The organism is Corallococcus sp. M7 (assembly GCF_054512695.1).
In genome coordinates this window covers 3,684,549-3,703,846 of record NZ_CM137252.1, presented here as the reverse complement: position 1 = coordinate 3,703,846, position 19,298 = coordinate 3,684,549, and the positions used below count along the sequence as shown (strand labels likewise).

Annotated in this window: 25 protein-coding genes and 1 pseudogene; 4 read left to right on the top strand and 22 right to left on the bottom strand. The window is 68.2% G+C overall.

All coding sequences use genetic code 11. From position 1 onward, the window contains the following. Nucleotides 1-20 precede the first annotated feature (20 nt). Nucleotides 21-947 (top strand): DMT family transporter, encoded by a 927-nt coding sequence (locus ACX114_RS15230; RefSeq protein ID WP_459298774.1) that lies wholly within the window; start codon nt 21-23, stop codon nt 945-947. A gap of 6 nt (nt 948-953) precedes the next feature. On the opposite strand, the gene ACX114_RS15225 is transcribed toward ACX114_RS15230, so the two are convergent. The 3 genes from ACX114_RS15225 to ACX114_RS15215 form a co-directional block, all read right to left on the bottom strand. Beyond that, complete coding sequence (locus ACX114_RS15225) at nt 954-2,690, bottom strand: FHA domain-containing protein (protein WP_459298772.1); 1,737 nt, start codon at nt 2,688-2,690, stop codon at nt 954-956. A gap of 66 nt (nt 2,691-2,756) precedes the next feature. Then, on the bottom strand, nt 2,757-3,932 hold the full coding sequence (locus ACX114_RS15220; RefSeq protein ID WP_223743471.1) for a DUF2314 domain-containing protein: 1,176 nt from the start codon (nt 3,930-3,932) through the stop codon (nt 2,757-2,759). Beyond that, nucleotides 3,929-4,543, bottom strand: coding sequence for a deoxynucleoside kinase (locus ACX114_RS15215; protein WP_223743470.1), 615 nt, complete (start codon nt 4,541-4,543; stop codon nt 3,929-3,931). Before ACX114_RS15215 ends, ACX114_RS15220 begins: the two co-directional genes overlap by 4 nt. A gap of 211 nt (nt 4,544-4,754) precedes the next feature. Between ACX114_RS15215 and ACX114_RS15210 the strand changes: the two genes are divergently transcribed. From ACX114_RS15210 to ACX114_RS15200, 3 genes are all read left to right on the top strand, one after another. Continuing rightward, a complete protein-coding gene (locus tag ACX114_RS15210) occupies nt 4,755-5,555 on the top strand; it encodes a lysophospholipid acyltransferase family protein (RefSeq protein ID WP_459298769.1) in 801 nt (266 codons plus the stop codon). 7 nt (nt 5,556-5,562) lie between these two features. After that, nucleotides 5,563-6,948, top strand: coding sequence for a tetratricopeptide repeat protein (locus tag ACX114_RS15205; protein ID WP_459298767.1), 1,386 nt, complete (start codon nt 5,563-5,565; stop codon nt 6,946-6,948). A gap of 108 nt (nt 6,949-7,056) precedes the next feature. Then, nucleotides 7,057-7,617, top strand: a complete 561-nt coding sequence (locus tag ACX114_RS15200; protein ID WP_459298765.1) for a hypothetical protein — start codon at nt 7,057-7,059, stop codon at nt 7,615-7,617. 130 nt (nt 7,618-7,747) lie between these two features. Here the strand turns inward: ACX114_RS15200 and rplQ are convergent, their stop codons facing one another. The 19 genes and pseudogenes from rplQ to rplX all read right to left on the bottom strand — a co-directional run bounded on the left by rplQ (nt 7,748) and on the right by rplX (nt 19,280). Then, on the bottom strand, nt 7,748-8,167 hold the full coding sequence (gene rplQ / locus ACX114_RS15195; protein ID WP_223743466.1) for a 50S ribosomal protein L17: 420 nt from the start codon (nt 8,165-8,167) through the stop codon (nt 7,748-7,750). Between the two features lie 199 nt (nt 8,168-8,366). Then, nucleotides 8,367-9,383 (bottom strand): annotated as a pseudogene (locus ACX114_RS15190) (DNA-directed RNA polymerase subunit alpha); the annotation flags it as partial. A gap of 220 nt (nt 9,384-9,603) precedes the next feature. Beyond that, nucleotides 9,604-10,230, bottom strand: a complete 627-nt coding sequence (gene rpsD, locus ACX114_RS15185) for a 30S ribosomal protein S4 (RefSeq protein WP_014395885.1) — start codon at nt 10,228-10,230, stop codon at nt 9,604-9,606. Nucleotides 10,231-10,299: 69 nt separating this feature from the next. Then, a complete protein-coding gene (gene rpsK, locus ACX114_RS15180) occupies nt 10,300-10,740 on the bottom strand; it encodes a 30S ribosomal protein S11 (RefSeq protein ID WP_014395884.1) in 441 nt (146 codons plus the stop codon). Between the two features lie 75 nt (nt 10,741-10,815). Beyond that, nucleotides 10,816-11,199: a 30S ribosomal protein S13 gene (rpsM, locus tag ACX114_RS15175; RefSeq protein WP_014395883.1), complete on the bottom strand. Its 384-nt coding sequence runs from the start codon at nt 11,197-11,199 to the stop codon at nt 10,816-10,818. A 57-nt stretch (nt 11,200-11,256) separates the two neighbouring features. Next, nucleotides 11,257-11,373, bottom strand: coding sequence for a 50S ribosomal protein L36 (gene rpmJ, locus ACX114_RS15170; protein WP_043321360.1), 117 nt, complete (start codon nt 11,371-11,373; stop codon nt 11,257-11,259). A gap of 67 nt (nt 11,374-11,440) precedes the next feature. Beyond that, nucleotides 11,441-11,659 carry a translation initiation factor IF-1 gene (gene infA / locus ACX114_RS15165; protein ID WP_002614803.1) on the bottom strand — a complete coding sequence of 73 codons (219 nt, stop codon included), beginning with the start codon at nt 11,657-11,659 and terminating at the stop codon, nt 11,441-11,443. 150 nt (nt 11,660-11,809) lie between these two features. Continuing rightward, nucleotides 11,810-12,568 carry a type I methionyl aminopeptidase gene (map, locus tag ACX114_RS15160; protein WP_459298760.1) on the bottom strand — a complete coding sequence of 253 codons (759 nt, stop codon included), beginning with the start codon at nt 12,566-12,568 and terminating at the stop codon, nt 11,810-11,812. 101 nt (nt 12,569-12,669) lie between these two features. Further along, nucleotides 12,670-13,320 carry an adenylate kinase gene (locus ACX114_RS15155; protein ID WP_459298758.1) on the bottom strand — a complete coding sequence of 217 codons (651 nt, stop codon included), beginning with the start codon at nt 13,318-13,320 and terminating at the stop codon, nt 12,670-12,672. Between the two features lie 90 nt (nt 13,321-13,410). Beyond that, nucleotides 13,411-14,757 (bottom strand): preprotein translocase subunit SecY, encoded by a 1,347-nt coding sequence (gene secY / locus ACX114_RS15150; RefSeq protein ID WP_459298756.1) that lies wholly within the window; start codon nt 14,755-14,757, stop codon nt 13,411-13,413. Between the two features lie 131 nt (nt 14,758-14,888). Further along, the gene (gene rplO, locus ACX114_RS15145; RefSeq protein ID WP_459298754.1) at nt 14,889-15,416 is read right to left on the bottom strand and encodes a 50S ribosomal protein L15; all 528 of its coding nucleotides are present in this window, start codon (nt 15,414-15,416) and stop codon (nt 14,889-14,891) included. Between the two features lie 16 nt (nt 15,417-15,432). Continuing rightward, on the bottom strand, nt 15,433-15,702 hold the full coding sequence (rpmD, locus tag ACX114_RS15140; protein ID WP_120552129.1) for a 50S ribosomal protein L30: 270 nt from the start codon (nt 15,700-15,702) through the stop codon (nt 15,433-15,435). A gap of 2 nt (nt 15,703-15,704) precedes the next feature. Continuing rightward, nucleotides 15,705-16,226: a 30S ribosomal protein S5 gene (gene rpsE, locus ACX114_RS15135; RefSeq protein ID WP_014395877.1), complete on the bottom strand. Its 522-nt coding sequence runs from the start codon at nt 16,224-16,226 to the stop codon at nt 15,705-15,707. A gap of 22 nt (nt 16,227-16,248) precedes the next feature. Continuing rightward, nucleotides 16,249-16,605, bottom strand: coding sequence for a 50S ribosomal protein L18 (rplR, locus tag ACX114_RS15130; RefSeq protein ID WP_014395876.1), 357 nt, complete (start codon nt 16,603-16,605; stop codon nt 16,249-16,251). Between the two features lie 108 nt (nt 16,606-16,713). Then, nucleotides 16,714-17,280, bottom strand: coding sequence for a 50S ribosomal protein L6 (gene rplF / locus ACX114_RS15125; protein WP_014395875.1), 567 nt, complete (start codon nt 17,278-17,280; stop codon nt 16,714-16,716). 64 nt (nt 17,281-17,344) lie between these two features. Next, on the bottom strand, nt 17,345-17,743 hold the full coding sequence (rpsH, locus tag ACX114_RS15120; RefSeq protein ID WP_014395874.1) for a 30S ribosomal protein S8: 399 nt from the start codon (nt 17,741-17,743) through the stop codon (nt 17,345-17,347). A 168-nt stretch (nt 17,744-17,911) separates the two neighbouring features. Then, the gene (locus ACX114_RS15115; RefSeq protein WP_014395873.1) at nt 17,912-18,097 is read right to left on the bottom strand and encodes a type Z 30S ribosomal protein S14; all 186 of its coding nucleotides are present in this window, start codon (nt 18,095-18,097) and stop codon (nt 17,912-17,914) included. A 24-nt stretch (nt 18,098-18,121) separates the two neighbouring features. Then, entirely contained in the window at nt 18,122-18,775 is a 654-nt protein-coding gene (rplE, locus tag ACX114_RS15110; protein WP_120552132.1) for a 50S ribosomal protein L5, read from the bottom strand. 175 nt (nt 18,776-18,950) lie between these two features. Then, nucleotides 18,951-19,280 (bottom strand): 50S ribosomal protein L24, encoded by a 330-nt coding sequence (gene rplX / locus ACX114_RS15105; RefSeq protein WP_014395871.1) that lies wholly within the window; start codon nt 19,278-19,280, stop codon nt 18,951-18,953. Nucleotides 19,281-19,298: the final 18 nt, after the last annotated feature.

Here is a 19,298-nt window from a genome sequence, read left to right as displayed (position 1 = left end):
TCGCCCTATGCCCCGCCGCCGTGAGCACCTCGTCGCCCGCGGTCGCAGCGCCTGCCCGTCTCCTCTCCGCCTCCGACCTGGCGATGATCGCCGTCGTGGTCGTCTGGGGGACGAACTACACCCTGGTGAAGGACGCACTGGAGGGCATGCCGGCGCGGGCCTTCATGTCGCTGCGCTTCGGGCTCGCGGCGCTCGCGATGGGGCTGGTGTTGCTCGCGGTGGAGGGCCACAAGCCGATGCCGTGGAAGGCATTCCTGCGGCTCACCGCGCTGGGGTTCGTGGGCAACACGCTGTATCAACTGTGCTTCATCGAAGGGCTCGCGCGGACCACGGCGGCCAACAGCGGCATGCTCACGGCGGTGAGCCCGGTGGTGACGGCGGCGCTGGGCGCGGCGCTGGGCATCGAACGGCTGCGGCGCCCGGTCGTCGCGGGACTCTCGCTCGCGGTGGTGGGCACGCTGCTGGTCGTCGGCGCACGAGGCCCGAACCTGGGCGCGGCGACGTGGACGGGCGATGCGCTGATTGTCGGCAGCTCGCTGTGCTGGGCCATCTACACGGTGGGCACGCGGGCCGTGGGAGAGGGCATCTCCGCGCTGCGCGTCACCGCCATCACCATGCTCACGGGCGCCCCGGGGGTCGTGCTGGCCGGCGCGTCGCAGGTCATCGAGATGGACGCGTCGCGCGTGAGCGCCGCGGGATGGGTGGCGCTCGTGTACTCGGCGCTGGTGCCCCTGGTGCTCGCGTACTTCGTGTGGTTCCGCAGCGTGCAGCAGGTGGGCACCAACCGCACGACGCTCTACGGCACCGGCATTCCGGTGGTCGCCGCCCTCACCGCCTGGGCCGTCCGGGGTGAGCGCCCCACCCTGTTCCAGGTGCTCGGCGCGGCGCTCATCCTCACGGGCGTGTTGATCAGCCGCCGCAAGGACAGCGCCATCACGAAGGCCTGACCGCGCTCAGCCTCGAGTCCCCCGCTCCAGCGTCAGTCCGTACTCCTCCATCTTCCGGTCGAGCGTGGGCCGGCTGATGCCCAACAGCTCCGCCGCACGGACCTTCTTCCAGCCGGACTCGCGAAGCGCCTCCGCGATGGCGTCGCGCTCCAGCCGGGCCACCTGCTCCTGCAACGTGCGAGGCGCCTGCCCCACCGCGCCTTCGCGCACCTCCGGAGGCAGCTGCGGGATGCCCACGTGGCCCGCCGCGTACACGCGCCCCAGCCGCTCCGCGACCAACTCCAGCTCGCGCACGTTCTGCGGCCACGGATACTCGGCCAGGAGGCGCCGGGCCTCCGGTCCCAGCACCGGCGCCTCCCGCCCGCCCTGCCGGGCTCCGCGCAGCGCGAAGTGCTCCAGCAGCACCGGCACGTCCCCTCGCCGCTCCCGCAGGGGCGGGACCTCCAGTTCGAAGCCCGTGAGCCCCCGGGCCAGCGCCGCGTCGAACTCTCCCCGCGACGCGAGCCGCGACACCGGTGAAGCACTCGTGGCCACGATGCGCACGTCCACCGGCTCTTCTCCGCCCTGCCGTGCTGGAGCCGCGCGACGGGCCAGCATCCGAGCCAATCGCTCCGCCGCCGGCCGGGGGAGCGCTTCCACGTGGCGAAGCAGCAGCGTGCCCGCGTCCGCGCGAAGCACCGCGGACGTCACCGGAGGCTGGCCGGGAGCGCCCGCACGGCCGAAGAGCGCCACCTCCACGGCTTCCAGCGACTGGCGGCACTCCACCGTCACCCACGGCCCCAGCGCGCGCGGGGACTTCCCGTGGAGGAAGTGCGCGAGCAGCGCCTTGCCCGTACCCGGCTCGCCAAACAGCACCACCGGGGCGGCACTGCCCGCCGCACGCCGAGCCTCCTCCACCACGCCCCGGAACGCCCGCGACGTCCCCAGCGGCGTCACCCACGGCGTCTCCGCGGCCTCCGCCTCACCGCGCGAGCGCACCGCCGTATAGGCCTCGCCACCCAGCCGCCCCAGCGACGCGAGCAGTTGGCCCTCGCCCTCGGTGAACGGCGACTCCTCACGCTCCACGTACAGCACACCGAAGGGCATCCCGCCCGAGGCCACCAGCGGCGAGCACAGCGCCGTGTCCGTTCGCCCCAACTCCTTGCGCTCCAGCGCCGCCTGCACCAGCGCGCGAGGCACCTCCACGGAAACAGCGCCGGACACCGCCGCCGTGCGAAGTCCCTCCGGCCCGCTCAGGAGCGCCGCGGCGCGGTCCGCGTTGAGCGCGTGAACCGTCTCCTCCGACAGCCGCCGCAGCACCATGGCCTCGCTGGTGGCCCCCAGGAGCGCCGTCCCCGCCGAGTACATCGCCGCGGCCGCGCCCACGTGCGGCAGCACCTCTTCGATCGGCACGTGCTCCGGCTCCGGAGCGACCACGCCGGAGGGCTCGTCGACGATGGACACCGGCGGCGGCTCATAGACCGCGATGGTGGCGCCCACGCGCATCCGGTCACCCGGCCGCAGCACCGCCTCTTCCTGGAGCGCCAGCCGCTGCCCGTTGAGCAGCGTGCCGTTGGTGGAGCCCAGGTCGCGCAGCCGCACCTGTCCCGCGACGGTGTCCAGGAACAGCTGCGCGTGGCGGCGCGACACCTGGTCGTCTTCCAGTGGGATGTCGCAGGAGGGGCTGCGGCCGAGGGTCAGCTGGGAGACGACCTCGTACCGGCGCCCCGCCGAGGGCCCCGTGAGCAGCAGCAATGCCGGCATTCGGGAGGGAAGCCTAGCAGTGCCCCTCGGGGCGCCCGCAAGACGCGTCGGGTTGGACGCGCAGCGCTACATGGGACGTTCGGCGTTCAAAAGAGCGCGCAGCTCGGACTCGTTGAGCGCGCGGCCCTCCCGGGCGATGGCCAGGGCGTTGATCTGCTTCTCCTCCACCTCCACGTGGGCCCCCTTGCGCCACTCCGTGGTGTGCACCGCGCCATCCACCAGCCGGCCCACGACGGAGCCCTCGTCCCGGGCCACCGCCTCCAGCCACAGGTTCTCCACCACCACCTCGCCCTCCGGGTGCGTCTCGAAGGGGGCCCGCACCAGGAACGTGAGGGGCTCCATCAACCCCTTGCGCTGGAAGCGCGCCAGGAACGCGGGCAGCAGCGCCTGCGCCTCCTCGTGCATGGCCTGGGTCTGCTCGGCCGGCTCCTTGGCGAAGCGCTCCCGGTATGTCGCCAGGAGCTCCGCCGTGTTGTGCCGGCCCAGGGGCGACACCACCGTGAGGAACAGCCCCTCGTGGCCCTCGAAGGCGTCTAGCGGCACGCCCAGCAGGTTCGCGCGGGCCTCTTCCGACGGCACCAGCGTGAAGCTCTGCCCCTCGCTGGTGGCCACCTCCGAGCGCAGCGCCGGCCCCTGCGCGAACGCCAGGTCCGTGCACAGCTCGTGGAGGAAGCTCTCCGCGGCCAGGAGGTCACCCTCGCCCAGGTGGAAGATCTCCACGTCGCGCGCGCCGAACTTCTCCATCCCGTGCGAGTGCACCCACAGCGGCGTGTCCCCTTCCGCCAGCTCGATGGCGTGCAGGTGCACGTGGTCGCGGATGTCGAAGTCCAGCTCGGTGATCTCGACCACGTCCTCAGGCTCGTGCAGCTTGAACGCCGTCAGGTCCACGAGCACGCCCGGCGCCTGCTCCATCAGCGTGCGCACGGTCCACAGCGCCTCGAAGACGGGCAGCGTGGGCTGCGCGCCGCCCGGCTCCAGGAGGAACGCGTAGCAGGCCTGCGACTTCTCCACCCGCGCGAAGGCCTCCGGACTGCCGCTGAACAGCTCCTGGGGGACGCGTGGGCGGCCGTCGCTCAGGGGCTTGAGCACCACCTTCACCTCCGAGCCGTCCGCCCGCACAGTGAAGCCCCAGTCACCCTCGTGCGGGACGAACTCCACCTCGTCCGTCGCGAACGCCGCGCGCAGCGCGTCAAGAGAGGGCGGCACGGACTGCTCGGTGGCCAGGACGTAGACCTCCTTCACAGGTGCTTCTCAATCTGTCGGAAGAGGTCCACGCGGTCCACCAGGTTGGTGAGGTAGTCCAGCTTGTCCGTCCCCAGCACCAGCACCGGTGACAGCGAGTAGCCCTCGAACCATTCCTCGTAGAGGGCGTTGAGGCGCTTCAGGTAGGCGGTCGGGATGTCCTTCTCCATGGCCCGGCCGCGCAGCCGGATGCGCTCCTTCAGAGTCACCACCGGGCAGCGCAGGTAGATCATCAGGTCGGGCGGCCGGAGCGACTGGGAGATGGTCTGGTACAGCTCCCAGTAGGTGGACCAGTCGCGCTTGTCGATGAGCCGCTGCCGGTGGAGGTTCTTGGCGAAGATCTCCGCGTCTTCGTAGAGAGTCCGGTCCTGGAGCACGGTGCCGGGCGTGCGCTCCAGTTCCCGGTGCAGGCGGAACTTGTGCGTCAGGAAGAAGAGCTGCGAGCGGAACGCCCACGTCTTCATGTCCTTGTAGAAATCCGCGAGGTAGGGGTTCTGGTCATTGGGCTCGAAGGACGGCGTGAGGCCGTACTTCCGGCACAGGAAGGACGTGAGCTCCGTCTTTCCGGCCCCGATGTTGCCCGCGATGGCGATGAACTTTTTCCTGGCCACGCCACCCTTGCTTGTAACCCCAGCGAGCGGCATTCACCAGAAACAATGGCGAGGGGAGCCATGGTAGATAAAGTGCATGCCCCCGCCCCGTTCCGCACGTCCAGGAGCCCGAGCCGGCGCCCATGCCGCGTCGCCCGCCTGCACGACGGGGGAGCGGCACCCCCGGGGCCCTTCCGGCGCTCAGGCCCCCCGGTAGGAGGAAAGGCGACGCATGCTGCGCAAGCTGTGGTGCATCTTGGTGGTCACGGTGTGGTCCATCGTCTGCTTCCCGCTGGCCTGCCTCGCCATGCTGGTGACGCTCAACTCGTCGCGCTCGGTGTGGGTCGTCCGGCACATCTGGTCACCCGTGCTGCTGTGGGCCGGGGGCGCGAAGCTGGAGGTCATTGGCCAGGAGAACGTGGACCCGAAGCGGCCCACCATCTACGTGGGCAATCACCTGTCCACCCTGGACATCCCGGCGCACTTCGTCGCCGTGCCCGTGGACTTCCGCTTCGTCGCCAAGTCGCAGCTGCGCTTCGTGCCCCTCATCGGGTGGTACCTGTGGCTCGCGGGGCACATCTTCATCGACCGAGGGGACCGCTCGTCGGCCATCGCGTCACTGGAGAAGGCCGCCCGGAAGATCCGCGCCGGCACCAGCATCTTCCTGTACCCGGAGGGCACCCGCTCCCAGGACGGCCGCGTGCTGCCCTTCAAGAAGGGCCCCTTCGCGCTCGCGCTCAAGGCCCGCGTGGCCATCTGCCCCGTCACCATCGAGGGCACCGACAACGTGATGCCCAAGAATTCGTGGAACATCACCCCGGGTCCGGTGCGCGTGAAGATTGGCCGCCCCATCGACACGACCGGCTTCGCGGACAACGACCGCGAAGGCCTCGCCCGCGCCGTGCGCGCGCAGATCATCGCCGACAGCCTCTCGCTGGGTGGCAAGGGCGGCGACCCGGACACCGCCGTTGCCGCGCCGAACCGCGAGGGCGTCGCGCAGCTCACCACCTCCGTCACCTCCAAGGCCTCCTGAGCTCCCCGTGCCCCTGACGCCGCCCTCGAACCGCCTCCGCACGCTCCGCTGGCCCGCCGCCCTCCTGGGGCTGGGGCTGCTCGTCACCGGCTGCGGCCATGGCCAGGCCCAGGCCCCCGCGCTGACGCCCCAGGCCCAGGCGCGCGCGTACCTGGACGGCAACCAGCCGGATGAGGCGGTGAAGCTCCTGCGGGAGCTGCACGCGCGCACGCCGGACGACGTGGACGTGGCCCGCGCCCTCACCGAGGCCCAGGTGAAGGCCGGCCGCGCGGACGCCTGGGCGGAGGAGCTGCGCCAGGCCATCGCGAAGAACGAGCGCGCGGTGGACCAGTACATGCTGGGCCTGACCCTCTTCTCGAGGGCCCGCGACGCCGGCGCCCCCACCGTGGCCGCCTTCGAGCGCGCCATCGTGCTGTCCCCCACCACCGCGGAGTTCCACTACCGCCTGGGCGTGGCGCGCCTGGAGTCGGAGCAGTACGCCGCCGCCCTGGGCCCGCTGCGCAAGGCCGTGGAGCTGGCCCCGGAGCGCGCGGGCTGGAAGCTGCCCCTGGCCAAGGCCCTGGCCCGCACGGGCGACACCGCAGGCGCCGTGGAGGCCCTGGGCACCGTCGTGCGCGGCAACCCCACCCCCGCGGAGGTCGCCACCGCGCGGGCGCTGATGAACCCGCTGGCGGACCCGTTCCAGAACTTCCCCAAGGCGGCGGAGGCGAAGCTCGAGGAGGGCATGCGCTATCTGCACGAGCTGGACGCGCCCCAGCACGCCGTCATCGCCTTCGAGGAGATCCTCCACGACTACCCGGACCTGGCCGTGGTGCACGCCCTGCTGGGGCTGGCCTACCAGCGCCTGGATGACGCCGGCCGCGCCGTGGACGAGTTCAAGCAGGCCATCGAGCGCGCACCCCAGGACGGCAAGAACCAGCTCTACCTGGGCGAGCTGTACCTCACGCGTCAGCGCACGGACGCGGCGCGCACCGCCTTCGAGAAGGCCGTGGCGCTCAACCCGCTGCTGGACCTGGCCTGGTTCCGCCTGGGCGACCTGCGCCTGGAGGCCCGGGACCTGGACACCGCGAAGGAGGCCTTCCTGGTGGCGGTGACGCTGACGCCGGACTCGGTGGCCGCGCGCGGCAAGCTGTCGCTCGTGTACCAGTTGCAGGGGGACTACGCGGCCGCGCAGCGCGAGCTGAAGGCCGTGGCGGACAAGGACCCGGAGAACACCGAGTTCGCCCTGCGCCTGGGCCTGCTCTACACCGAGGAGGCCCAGAAGGCCCGCCGACCCGAGGACCGCCAGAAGGCCGCGAGCGAAGCGGAGCGCTGGCTGGGGAAGGTGCTGGAGACCCAGCCCGACAACGCGGTGGCCAGCAAGGCCCTGCAGGTGCTCAAGGGCCAGCAGTAGCCACCAACGCACCGCCCCCTCTACACTCGGCCTCCGATGAGCGACGCGCGCAAACCCGCCCCTCCAAGCAACCCCGGCACCCAGCCCCGTGCGGCCACCAGCCCCGGCATGCGCGCCGTGAGCGCCGCCCGCGCGGCCCCGCTGGAGAAGCCGAAGCCGGAAGGCCCCCTGGGCAAGCGCGTCGCGGAGGAGACGTCCAACGTCGTCCTCAACGCCTTCTCCATCCTGAAGGAGCAGTTCGCGGACTTCCGCGCGAGCGACCGCTTCTTCAAGTACAAGGCCGGCATCGTCGCGGGCTGGCTCGTCCTGTCCGTCGCCAGCCTCGGCATCGCGTGCCCGGGCAGCTCCATGGACACGGGTGACATGGACGCGCGCCTGGTGCTCAGCGACAAGCTGGACCGGCCCTCCGTCACCATCTGGAACGAGAGCAAGGACCCCTGGCGCGACGTCATCATCACCGTGAACAACGAGTACAAGGCGGTGGTGGCGGAGGTGCTGCCCGGCAACTTCGTCACCATCACGCCCAAGCAGCTCTTGGGAAAGAACGGCGGCTCCGCGCCCGCGGACCTGCGCTTCCAGGCGCTGACGATGAAGAGCTCGGACGACAAGGCCGACCTCACGCCCTCCCTCCAGGAGGAGTGGAAGCGCCTCCTCGCGCCGAAGAAGTAGCCCGCCGCGAGGCAGGCCTCCCCAGCCGCTGGAAACACGAAGGGCGCCCTCCTGAAGCAGGAAGGCGCCCTTTGTGCTGCTTCAGCCCGGCCGGGCCTCACTCACGTGAGACCCGGGCACGGGGAACGGCTCAACCCTCGGTCTTCGCCTCGGCGGGAGCCTCGGTCGTCTCGGCGGCGGCCGGAGCCTTCGCGGGACGGTCCACCAGCTCGATGAGGGCCATCTCCGCGGCGTCGCCCCGGCGGAAGCCCAGGCGCACGATGCGGGTGTAGCCACCCGGACGGGAGGCGTAACGCTCCTTGTACTCGCTGAACACCTTCTGGAGGACCGCGCGGTCCTTCACGGTGCGGGCAGCAAGGCGCACGTTGGACAGGCCACCGCGCTTGGCGAGCGTGATGATGCGCTCGGCCAGCGGACGGACTTCCTTCGCCTTGGGAACGGTGGTGCGGATGGCCCCGTGCTCCAGCAGGGACGTGACCATGTTGTTCAGCATCGCGAGACGGTGGCTCGTAGTGCGGTGCAGCTTCCTCTGTCCGACCTTATGACGCATGCGCGTGCTCCGGGGCCTCTTGCTGAGTGCCCCACCACTCCGGCCGTATCAGGTACCGGGTGGGAAGGACGGCCCCGACACCAGGGGCCGCCGTTGAATCGGGCCCTGTGTACCAGGGCCCCCTGCCTTCGCGCCACCGTGAAGCCGTGTCAGTGGACAGCCAGGGCAGGTGCTTCAAGAAACGACGACGCTCTAGGCGCTTGGGGGCCGCGGGAGCCGGCGCGTTCTTCGGCGGCCAGTTCTCCAGCTTCATGCCCAGGGACAGGCCCATCTCCGCGAGGATCTCCTTGATCTCCTTCAGGGACTTGCGGCCGAAGTTCTTCGTCTTGAGCATCTCCGCCTCGGTGCGCTGGACCAGGTCACCGATGGACTTGATGTTCGCCTGCTGCAGGCAGTTGGCGGAGCGCACCGACAGCTCCAGCTCGTCCACCGAGCGGAACAGGTTCTCGTTGAGCTTGGCCTCTTCCTTCGGCGCCTCGGCGACGACCGGCTCCTCGGTCTCGTCGAAGTTCACGAAGACCGTGAGCTGCTCCTTGATGATCTTCGCCGCGTACGCCACCGCGTCCTGCGGCACCACGGAGCCGTCCGTCCAGACCTCGAGCGACAGCTTGTCGTAGTCCGTGACCTGACCGACGCGCGCGTTGGTGACCTGGTAGTTCACCTTGCGGATGGGCGAGAAGAGCGAGTCGATAGGAATGGTCCCGATGGGCGCGCCCGGCACCTTGTTGGTGGACGCCGGCACGTAGCCCCGGCCCCGGCGGCACGTCAGCTCCATGCGCACCTTGCCCCCCTCGGACACGGTGCAGATGTGGTGACCCGGGTTCAGGATCTCCACGTCCTGGTCCGCGATGAGGTCGCCCGCCTTCACTTCCTTGGGGCCTTCCACCTCGATGCGCAGCGTCTTCGTCTCGTTCGTGTGCATCCGGAGGAGGACCTCCTTCAGGTTCAACACGACGTCCGTGACGTCCTCGGCCACCTCGGGGATGGTCGTGAACTCGTGGTCCACGCCCTCAATCTTCACGGAGGTGATGGCCGCGCCCTGCAGCGACGACAGCAACACCCGCCGCAGCGAGTTGCCCAGCGTCGTCCCGAAGCCGCGCTCCAGCGGCTCCGCCACGAACTTGCCGTACGTGGGGCTCAGCGAGTCCTGGTCCACTTCCATGCGGCGCGGCTTGATGAGGTCGCGCCAGTTCTTCGCAACAAACGTGTCGGCCATGGGGACTGCTCCTCTGGTCGTGCGCCATCACCCACTTCCCCGTCAGGGTGACGGGAGGACGGGCACGCGGGGGGACTGCCTAACAACCTCGCCCGGCGCGCGCAGGACGCGCCCTCCAGGCGATGAAACGACAGGCGACAAAGCGACAACGCCCCGGCCTTGTCGGCCAGGGCGTCCACCGCGGGAGAGGCCCACCGCGAAGCGGACCCGGCATCCCTGATTACTTCGAGTACAGTTCGACGATGAGCTGCTCCTGGATGGGCATCGTCAGGTCCTCGCGGTTCGGGACCGTCTTGACCGTGCCCTTGAACGCCTTCTTGTCCAGGTCGATCCACTGCGGAACGCCACGGCGGTCCACCGTCTCCAGCGCCTCGGAGATGCGGAGCACCTTGCGGCTCTTCTCCGCCACTTCCACCGCGCTGCCCGGCTTCACGGCGAACGACGGGATGTTCACCCGGCGGCCGTTGACCTGGAAGTGACCGTGACGCACCAGCTGGCGCGCCTCGTTGCGCGTGTCCGCGAAGCCCATGCGGAACACCACGTTGTCCAGACGGAGCTCCAGCTGCTGCAGCAGGTTCTCACCCGTCTTGCCCTTGGCCGCGGACGCGCGGTGGTAGTACCCGCGGAACTGGTTCTCGAGCAGGCCGTACATGCGCTTGACCTTCTGCTTCTCGCGCAGCTGCACGCCGTAGCCGGAGAACTTCACGCGGCCCTGGCCGTGCTGACCGGGGGGATAGGGGCGGCGCTCGATGGCGCACTTGTCCGTGTAGCAACGGTCGCCCTTGAGGTACATCTTCAGGTTCTCGCGCCGGCAGATACGGCAGGCGCTCGCGGTATAACGAGCCACGGAAACTCTCCTTGCAGATGGTCTGGAGCCGGGCCCGCCGCGAGGCGGGTCCCCGGCCCGAAGCGGTGATTAGACGCGGCGGCGCTTGGGCTGACGGCAGCCGTTGTGCGGGATGGGCGTCACGTCGCGGATGAGGCTGATCTTCAGGCCGGCGGCGGCCAGCGCGCGCAGCGCCGACTCACGGCCCGCGCCCGGGCCCTTCACGAACACCGTCACGGTCTTCAGGCCGTGCTCCATCGCCTTCGCCGCGGCGTCGCCAGCGGCCACCTGCGCCGCGAACGGCGTGGACTTGCGGCTGCCCTTGAAGCCGCGCGCCCCGGCCGACGACCAGGAGATCACGTTCCCGGACACGTCCGTGATCGTGATGATGGTGTTGTTGAACGTGGACTGGATGTGGACCACGCCGTTGAGGATGTTCTTCTTGCCCTTGCGCTTGCTCTTCTTCGCCGCAGGGGTCTCGCCACCCTCGGCACCAGCCGGCGCGGCGGCGGTATTGATCTCGTCAGCCATGTGAATCGCTGCTCCTGGGAGTAGGTGATCAACGCCCGCGCCTCACACAGGGTGAGGCGGCAGGCGCCAGAGGGTTTAGCGGGCCGGAGCGGCCGGCTTCGCGCGAACGATGCCGCGCTTGGGACCCTTGCGGGTGCGCGCGTTGGTGTGGGTGCGCTGGCCGCGGACCGGAAGACCCTTGCGGTGACGCAGACCCCGGTAGCAACCCAGGTCCATCAGCCGCTTGATGTTCATGGTCACCTCGCGCCGGAGGTCACCCTCGACCTTGTAGTTGGCCTCGATGATCTCGCGGATCTTTCGAGCCTGGTCCTCGGTGAGGTCCTTGGTCCGGGTGGTGAGATCGATGCCCGCCGCCTCGATGATGTCGTGCGCGGTCTTGTTACCGATCCCGTAGATGTACTGAAGCGAGATCACCGCACGCTTGTTGGGCGGCAGATCGATGCCGGCGATACGAGCCATCTTCGGTCTTCCTTCGTTGTGGAGTTGGTCTGAGGCTGAAGAGTCCCTGGGGACTCTTTAGCCCTGGCGCTGCTTGTGCCGGGGGTTGGAGGCGCAGATGATGCGCACGATGCCCTTGCGGCGAACAACCTTGCACTTGTCGCAGATCTTCTTGACGGACGCCCGAACCTTCATGGAGCGAACTTCCTTCCTTCAGCGGTGAAAAGCACGACAGCCGGTCCGCACAGGCGGCCGGCGCGAATTACTTGGCCCGGTACGTGATCCGTCCACGGGTCAGGTCATACGGCGACAACTCGACCTTCACCTTGTCGCCCGGGAGGATACGGATGAAGTGCATCCGCATCTTGCCCGAGATGTGCGCGAGCACCTTGTGGCCGTTGTCCAACACCACGCGGAACATCGCGTTCGGTAGGGGTTCCATGACGGTCCCCTCGACTTCGATGGAATCATCCTTCGGCAAGCGTCAACCTTCTTCCCGGACCACGAACCTTCTGGAAGCGCGGCGGGATAACACTTTGGTCCGTAAGTAGCAAGCGCCGCGCGATCTGAAATCTGGACCTCTATCAACACCCTCTGACATCACTCTATTTCACCCGGGGTCCGAGGGCCCTCATCGACGCCGGGTCAGCACTTCCGGGCCCCGCTCCGAGATCAGGATGGTGTGCTCGAAGTGGGCGGACAACTTGCCGTCCACGGTGACGGCCGTCCACTCGTCCTCCAGGACCTCCACGTCGGGCGTCCCCTGGTTCACCATCGGTTCCACCGCCAGGACCATGCCTGGCCGCAGCTTCATCCCGGAACCCGCCTGCCCGTAGTTGGGCACCTGCGGCGGCTCGTGCAGCTTCCGGCCAATCCCGTGCCCCGTGAAGTCCCGGACCACGGAAAACCCCCGGGCCTCCACGTGGCTCTGTACCGCGTGGCCAATGTCGCCAATCCGGTTGCCCGGCTGCATCGCCTGGATGGCCTTCTCCAGGGACTGCCGGGTGACATCCACCAGGGCCTGGGCCTCTGGCGTCACCTTCCCCACCGGGACCGTGCGGGCCGAGTCCCCGAAGAAGCCCCGGTAGACCACCCCGAAGTCCAACTTCATCAGGTCCCCGGCCACCAACCTGCGCTTCCGGTTGGGGATGCCGTGGACGACCTCCTGGTTCACGGAGGCGCAGAGAACGCCCGGAAAGCCGTGGTAGCCCTTGAACGCCGGCCGGGCGCCCTTCTTGGCGATGAGTTCCTCCGCCAGGGCGTCCAACTCCCAGGTGGAGACACCGGGAGCCACTGCCTTCTCCAGTTCGTCCAGGATTTCACAGACGATCCGCCCCGCTTCCCGCATCAGGGCGATCTCATCCGGACTCTTGAGCTCCACCGGGTTCATCCGCCCCTTTCCCTACCGGTCCACTGCTCTGTCGGGAACCCGTGACCGGTGGGGTGGCAGTCCGGACCGGCCCTGCCCTCGCCACGCTGGCTGCCCCAGACTCAGGCAGGACGGCCAGCGGCCTTCTTGATCTCCTCGTAGATGCCCTCCGGAGACCCGACGCCGTCCACGCTCTTGAGCAGCCCCTTCTTCGCGTAGAAGTCCTTCAGCGGGGACGTCTCCGCGTCGTACTTCTGCAGGCGCTTCTCGATGACCTCCGGCGTGTCATCCGGACGCTGCACGAGCTCAGTGCTGCACTTGTCGCACAGCCCCGCGCGCTTCGGCGGGCTCTGGGTGACGTGGTAGACGGCTCCGTCATTGGGGCACACGCGCCGGCCGGAGCCACGCTCGACCAGCGTCGAGTGCGGGACCTCGAGCGACACCACGGCGTTCAGCTGCTTGCCCAGACGCTCCAGCATCCGGTCCAGCGCGTCCGCCTGTCCCGGCGTGCGGGGGAAGCCGTCGAGCACGAAGCCCTGGGCCACGTCCGACTCCTTCAGCCGCTCCTCCACGATGCCGATGACGACATCGTCCGGGACGTACTGCCCCGCGGCCATCAGGGGACCGGCCACCTTGCCCAGCGGCGTGCCCTCCTTCACGGCCTTGCGCAGGATGTCGCCGGTGGAGATCTGCGGGATCTGGAAGTCCGCGTAGAGCTTCTTCGCCTGGGTTCCCTTCCCGGCGTTCGGCGGCCCCAAGAGGATGAGGTTCATGTCGCTCCTTTGTACCTACGTCCACCCTTGAACGACGAGGCGCCCCTCCCCACCAATGGGGAGAGGCGCCCGGAACACAACCGACTGCCGTCAGGCCGCCACGCGGACCCGACCACGGATGCGCGGACCGCGAGGACCCGCGAAGCCTTCATAGTTGCGGCTGATGAGGTGACCTTCGATCTGCTGCACCGTGTCCAGCGCCACGCCCACCACGATGAGGAGCGCCGTACCGCCGAAGGTGAACCGCACACCCAGCACGCTGCTGATGACAGACGGAATCACGCAGATGATGGCCAGGTAGATGGCGCCACCGAACGTGAGGCGGTTGAGCGTGCGCTCGATGAACTCCGCCGTCTGACGGCCTGGGCGGATGCCGGGGATGTAGCCACCCTGCTTCTTGATGTTGTCCGCCACGTCATCCGGCCGGAAGGTGAGCGCCGTGTAGAAGTAGGAGAAGAACACCACCAGCAGCACGAACAGGCCGTTGTAGACCCAGAGGTTGCCTTCAATGCTGCGCTGGAAACCCTGCAGGAAGGGGAACCACGCGCCCAGCGTCGCCGGGAAGGACAGCACCGCGCCGGCGAAGATGGGGGGAATCACGCCCGAGGCGTTCACCTTCATGGGGAAGTACGTGGCCTGGCCCGCGAACATGCGACGGCCCGCCATGCGCTTGGCGTACTGGATGGGCACGCGCCGCATGCCCCGCTCCACGTAGACCACCACGCCGATGATGAGGAGCATGAAGAAGAGCAGGCCCAGCACCGCGGCCACGTTCACCACTTCCTGCGTCGTCAGGTCCAGCAGTTGCTTCGCGCCGGGCAGCACGCGGGCCACGATGCCCGCGAAGATGATGAGCGAAATGCCGTTGCCGATGCCGCGCTCGGTGATGCGCTCGCCCAGCCACATGATGAAGGCCGTGCCCGCCGTGAGGCTCACCACCGTCATGAAGGTGAACCAGAGGTTGTCGTTGGGCACCACCACCTGGTTGAAGCCGCTCTGCCCCGCGTCGGAGCGGCCCAGCGAGGCCAGCCACCGCGAGATGCCCACGCCCTGCACGACGGACAGCACGATGCTGCCGTAGCGCGTGTACTGGTTGATCTTCTGGCGGCCCGCGGCGCCTTCCTTCTGCAGGCGCTCCAGGCTGGGCACCACCACCGCCAGGAGCTGGATGATGATGGAGGCGCTCACGTACGGCATGATGCCCAGACCGAAGATGGACATCTGCTCCAGCGCGCCGCCGGAGAAGAGGTTGAACAGCGACACGAGGCCGCCCGATTGTTTCTGGGCGTCCATGAACGCGTTCATCGCGGAGCGGTCCACGCCCGGCGTGTTGATGAAGATGCCGATGCGGTAGACGGACAGCAGCACGAGCGTGTACGCAAGCCGGCTGCGCAGCTCCGCGATGCGGAAGACGTTGGCGAAGGCGTTCAGGGCCACGGTAATGCCATCCTCTTCAAGAGGTTCTGCCAGCAACAACAAACGCCCCTCTCCGGTTCCGGAAAGGGGCGCGGAAGCCTACACAAGGCTGGGGACGCGCACCACATCACCGTGATGCGCGCCGGTCACGCCTACGCCCGGGGCTGGCGAGGAGCCTTGACGCCCTTGCCGGCGTGGGCCTTGGCGGCCGCCTCCGGCTTGTGCGCCACCAGGGGGAGCTCCTCCACGGAGCCGCCCGCCTTCTCGATGTTCTCGCGAGCCGCCGCGGACACCTTGTTCACCTTCACGGTGAGCTTCTTGGCGAGCTCGCCGTGCGCCAGGACCTTCACGCCATCATAACGGCCCTTGACCAGGCCCGCCTGCTTCAGCGCGGCCTCGTCCACCGTGGCGCCGGCGTCGAACGTGTGCTCCAGGTCGCCCAGGTTCACCACCGCGTAGGTGGTGCGGTTGGGCGGGTTGAAGCCGAACTTCGGCAGGCGGCGCTGCAGCGGGCTCTGGCCGCCTTCGAAGCCCTCGAACCGCATGTTGCCGGAGCGGGCCTTCTGGCCCTTACCGCCGCGGCCGGCCGTCTTGCCCAGGCCGCTACCCTGGCCACGGCCCACGCGCTTCTTGCGGTGCCAGGAGCCCTCAGGGCGCTTCAGATTGGTCAGGATGCTCATGTTGGATCCTCAGTTCTCAGGCCTTGGCCGTGGCGGCCAGGCGCTCCAGGGCGCGGTCCCGGGCGACAATCTTCCGGGGCTTGCGGCGCTTGGGCGCCGGGGCCTCCTGGCTGACCGTCTCCAAGGAGACCAGGTGCTTCACCTTGAACACCATGCCGCGCACCGCCGGGGTGTCCTTCAACAGCCGCTCGTCGCCGAACTTCTTCAGACCGAGGCCCTTGATGGTGGCCAGCATGTCCTCGGACGAACCCGAGTAGCTCTTCGTCAGCTTAACCTTGAGCGCCATGACTAGCCCCTCGCCTCGCCCGCGAGCTTCTGGGTCTCGACGTCCTTGCCACGCAGCCGCGCGACCTGCTCCGCGCTCCGCAGCAGCTTCAGGCCCGCAACCGTGGCCTTCAGCACGTTGTGAGGATTCCGCGAACCCTGGCTCTTGGTCAGGATGTTGCGGATGCCCGCCGCCTCCAGCACCGCGCGCACCGCGCCACCGGCGATGACGCCCGTACCTTCGGAGGCCGGCTTCAGGAGCACCCAGCCGGCACCGAAGTGCCCCAGGATCTCGTGCGGGATGGTGTGGCCCATGCGAGGAACGCGGAACAGGTTCTTCTTCGCGTTCTCGCCACCCTTGCGGATGGCTTCGGGGACTTCGTTGGCCTTGCCCAGGCCCACGCCCACGTGACCGTTGCCATCGCCCACCACGACAAGCGCGGCGAACGAGAACCGGCGGCCACCCTTCACCACCTTGGCCACGCGGTTGATATTCACCACGCGGTCGGTCAGGTCCAGATCGTTCGGATTGATCGGAGTTGCCACTTGAGGAATTCCTTTCTGGTACCTAGAACTTCAGGCCGGCCTCGCGCGCGGCGTCAGCCACGGCGGCGATGCGCCCATGGTAAGGGAAGCCGTTGCGGTCGAACACCACCGCATCGACGTTGGCGGCCTTGCACTTCTCCGCGATGAGGGAGCCCACGCGCTTCGCGTCGGCCTTCTTGTCGCCCTCGTCCTTGCCCTTCAGTTCCTTGGACAGGGACGACGCGAACGCCAGCGTGCGACCGGTGGAGTCGTCCACCACCTGCGCGTAGATGTGCTTGAGGCTCTTGTAGACCGACAGCCGCGGACGCTCCGTGGTTCCGGAGAGCTTCTTGCGGATGCGGTTCTTCCTCTTGAGGCGCTGATCGACAGTCTTGGACATGGCTGCTTCCTTTTCCGTCCGGCGGCGATGCGGCCTTCCGCCGCCGGATGATTCCGCCAGGCTTCAAGGCCCGGCGGGGTTGAATGCTCGGCGAAGACGCGGCGACGACTAGGTCGTACCGGTCTTGCCCTCCTTGCGACGGATGCGCTCCTCGGCGTACTTGATGCCCTTGCCCTTGTAGGGCTCCGGCGGACGCAGCGAGCGGATGTTGACCGCCGTGGCGCCCAGGACTTCCTTGTCCGCCGAGCGGAGCGTGAGCCCCACCGTGGGAAGGCTGTCCTCGGTGCGGGAGGTCTTGTCGACTTCCGCCGTCACACCCTCCGGCAGGTTGAACACCACCGGGTGGGAGTAGCCGAGCGAGAAGTGGATGGCCTTGCCCTTCACTTCCGCGCGGAAACCAACGCCGCGGATGTCGAGGCGCTTCTCGAAGCCCGTGGACACGCCCTTCGCCGCGTTGGCGAGGATGGTCCGCGTCAGGCCGTGCAGGCTGCGGGCCTCGCGCGAGTCATCCTCACGCTGCACCGTCACCTGGCCGTCCTTCACCTCCACCTTCACCTTGGCGGGGAGCTTGACGGACAGCTTGCCCTTGGGGCCTTCGAAGTTGACCTGCTGGTTGGCGACGTTGACCTTCGTCTTGTCGCCAAGCTTGATCGCCAGTTTTCCAATCCGACTCATGATTGCCTCGTGCTGTCGTCGCCCGGGGCGCGCTCCTCTCGGGGCGCTACACCCAGGCTCCTGGCTAGTAGACCGTGCAGAGCAGCTCGCCGCCGACCTTCTGCTTCCGGGCCTCGGTGTCCACCAGGATGCCGCGCGAGGTGGAGAGGATGGAGATGCCCATGCCGCCGAGCACCGGCTGGATGTCACGCACCGCGACGTAGCGGCGCAGACCGGGCTTGGACACGCGGCGGATGCCGGTGATGGCAGGGCTGCGGTCCGGGCCGTACTTCAGCTGGACGGTGATCTCGTTCTGCGGCGCGACCTCGTGGATGGTGAAATCCCCGATGTAGCCCTCGTCCTTGAGGACCTTGACGATCTCCACCTTGAGCTTCGAGTGGGGAATGACGACCTTGTCGTGCCGCGCACGCGAGGCGTTGCGCAGGCGGGTCAGCATGTCGCCGACGGGATCATTGACCGGCATGAAGCACCTTCAAGCAAAGCAGCGGTCCCATGAGGACTCACCGCATTTGCGGCCACCGCGCCTGCCGGGCCCATCCCGGGGGTTCGCGACGACCGCCACTTCTCATCCACTTCAACCGGACACCGCCCTGCCCTCTTCAGGACAGGGACGGGGTTCCGGGTCCAGCGCCTACCAGGACGACTTGGTGACGCCGGTGATCTCACCGCGCAGGGCGCGGTGACGCAGGCAGATACGGCACATCTTGAACTTGCGCAGGAAGGCGCGAGGACGACCGCAGAGACCGCAGCGGTTGTACTGACGCACGGGGAACTTCAGCTTGCGCTTCGCCTGGGCAATCTTGGAGAGCTTGGCCATGATCGATGGGAGTCCTGGGCTCGGTTACTGACGGAACGGCATGCCGAAGTGACGCATCAGCGCGAGGCCCTGCTCGTCGTTCCGGGCGGTGGTGACGAAGCTGATGTTGAGCCCCTTCACCTTTTCGATCTGATCGTAGTTGATTTCCGGGAAGATGATCTGCTCACGCACGCCGAGCGTGTAGTTGCCCTTCCCGTCGAAGGCCTTCGGGGACACGCCCTTGAAGTCACGCACGCGCGGCAGCGCGACGGTGATGAGGCGGTCCATGAACTCGAACATGCGGTCGCCACGCAGCGTGACAGCGGCGCCGATGGCCTGGCCCTGGCGCAGCTTGAAGTTCGCGATGGACTTGCGCGCGCGGGTCACGACCGGCTTCTGACCGGTGATGGCGGCCAGCTGGTCCACCGCCGACTCCAGGATCTTGTTGTTGGCGAGCGCCTCGCCCAGACCCATGTTGACGACGATCTTCTCCAGCCGCGGCACTTCCATGGGGTTCTTGAGCCCCAGCTCCTTCATGAGCGAAGGAACGCCTTCCGCGCGGAAGCGGTCCTTGAGGCGCGCCGAGCGGGCCTTCAGACCCTCCTCGATGTTCGCAGCGAAGCCGACCTTCTTGGCTTCTTCCTTGCCGCGCTTCTTGCTCTTCTTTTCCTTCGAGTCGGCCTTCTTCTCGTCAGCCATCTTTCAGTCCTCTGCTTCGGAACGCCGTCATGACCCAGCGCGCCCGATCAGTCCTGCGTCTAGAACGTGGAAACACCCAGAAGGAACAACGATTTCAGCCCTCTGGACGTGCACGCCCGCTTGCCCCACCACCGGGTGGGACAAGGGGCGCGCATACATGCCCGAACAACGACCCTTAGTCAATCAGGGCGTCACACTGCTTGCAGAACCGCTTGGAGGACTCACCCTCCTTGCGGATGCCGACGCGGGTCGGCTTGTCGCACTTGGCGCAGACCACCTGGACGTTCGAGAGCGCGATGGTGCCCGGCTTCTCGATGATGCCGCCCTCGGGGGACTGCGGCGTCTTGCGCAGGTGGCGCTTGACCAGGCGCAGGCCCTCGACCGTCACGCGGCCCGCCTCCCGGTCAACCTTCAGCACCTTGCCGCGCTTGGTCGCCGGCGTCTTCTCCGAGCGCTCAGACCCGGAGATGACCTGGATGGTGTCACCGACTTTCAGCTTCTGCATGGCTTCCTCACTCTGGCT

Bases quoted from the DNA above. Each gene is read 5' to 3' on its own strand.
- ACX114_RS15225 (WP_459298772.1), bottom strand. From the start codon at position 2,690: ATGCCGGCATTGCTGCTGCTCACGGGGCCCTCGGCGGGGCGCCGGTAC.
- ACX114_RS15210 (WP_459298769.1), top strand. From the start codon at position 4,755: ATGCTGCGCAAGCTGTGGTGCATCTTGGTGGTCACGGTGTGGTCCATC.
- ACX114_RS15200 (WP_459298765.1), top strand. From the start codon at position 7,057: ATGCGCGCCGTGAGCGCCGCCCGCGCGGCCCCGCTGGAGAAGCCGAAG.
- rplQ (WP_223743466.1), bottom strand. From the start codon at position 8,167: ATGCGTCATAAGGTCGGACAGAGGAAGCTGCACCGCACTACGAGCCAC.
- rpsK (WP_014395884.1), bottom strand. From the start codon at position 10,740: ATGGCTGACGAGATCAATACCGCCGCCGCGCCGGCTGGTGCCGAGGGT.
- rpsM (WP_014395883.1), bottom strand. From the start codon at position 11,199: ATGGCTCGTATCGCCGGCATCGATCTGCCGCCCAACAAGCGTGCGGTG.
- rpmJ (WP_043321360.1), bottom strand. From the start codon at position 11,373: ATGAAGGTTCGGGCGTCCGTCAAGAAGATCTGCGACAAGTGCAAGGTT.
- map (WP_459298760.1), bottom strand. From the start codon at position 12,568: ATGAACCCGGTGGAGCTCAAGAGTCCGGATGAGATCGCCCTGATGCGG.
- ACX114_RS15155 (WP_459298758.1), bottom strand. From the start codon at position 13,320: ATGAACCTCATCCTCTTGGGGCCGCCGAACGCCGGGAAGGGAACCCAG.
- rplO (WP_459298754.1), bottom strand. From the start codon at position 15,416: ATGAGCATCCTGACCAATCTGAAGCGCCCTGAGGGCTCCTGGCACCGC.
- rpmD (WP_120552129.1), bottom strand. From the start codon at position 15,702: ATGGCGCTCAAGGTTAAGCTGACGAAGAGCTACTCGGGTTCGTCCGAG.
- rplR (WP_014395876.1), bottom strand. From the start codon at position 16,605: ATGTCCAAGACTGTCGATCAGCGCCTCAAGAGGAAGAACCGCATCCGC.
- rplF (WP_014395875.1), bottom strand. From the start codon at position 17,280: ATGAGTCGGATTGGAAAACTGGCGATCAAGCTTGGCGACAAGACGAAG.
- rpsH (WP_014395874.1), bottom strand. From the start codon at position 17,743: ATGCCGGTCAATGATCCCGTCGGCGACATGCTGACCCGCCTGCGCAAC.
- ACX114_RS15115 (WP_014395873.1), bottom strand. From the start codon at position 18,097: ATGGCCAAGCTCTCCAAGATTGCCCAGGCGAAGCGCAAGCTGAAGTTC.
- rplE (WP_120552132.1), bottom strand. From the start codon at position 18,775: ATGGCTGACGAGAAGAAGGCCGACTCGAAGGAAAAGAAGAGCAAGAAG.
- rplX (WP_014395871.1), bottom strand. From the start codon at position 19,280: ATGCAGAAGCTGAAAGTCGGTGACACCATCCAGGTCATCTCCGGGTCT.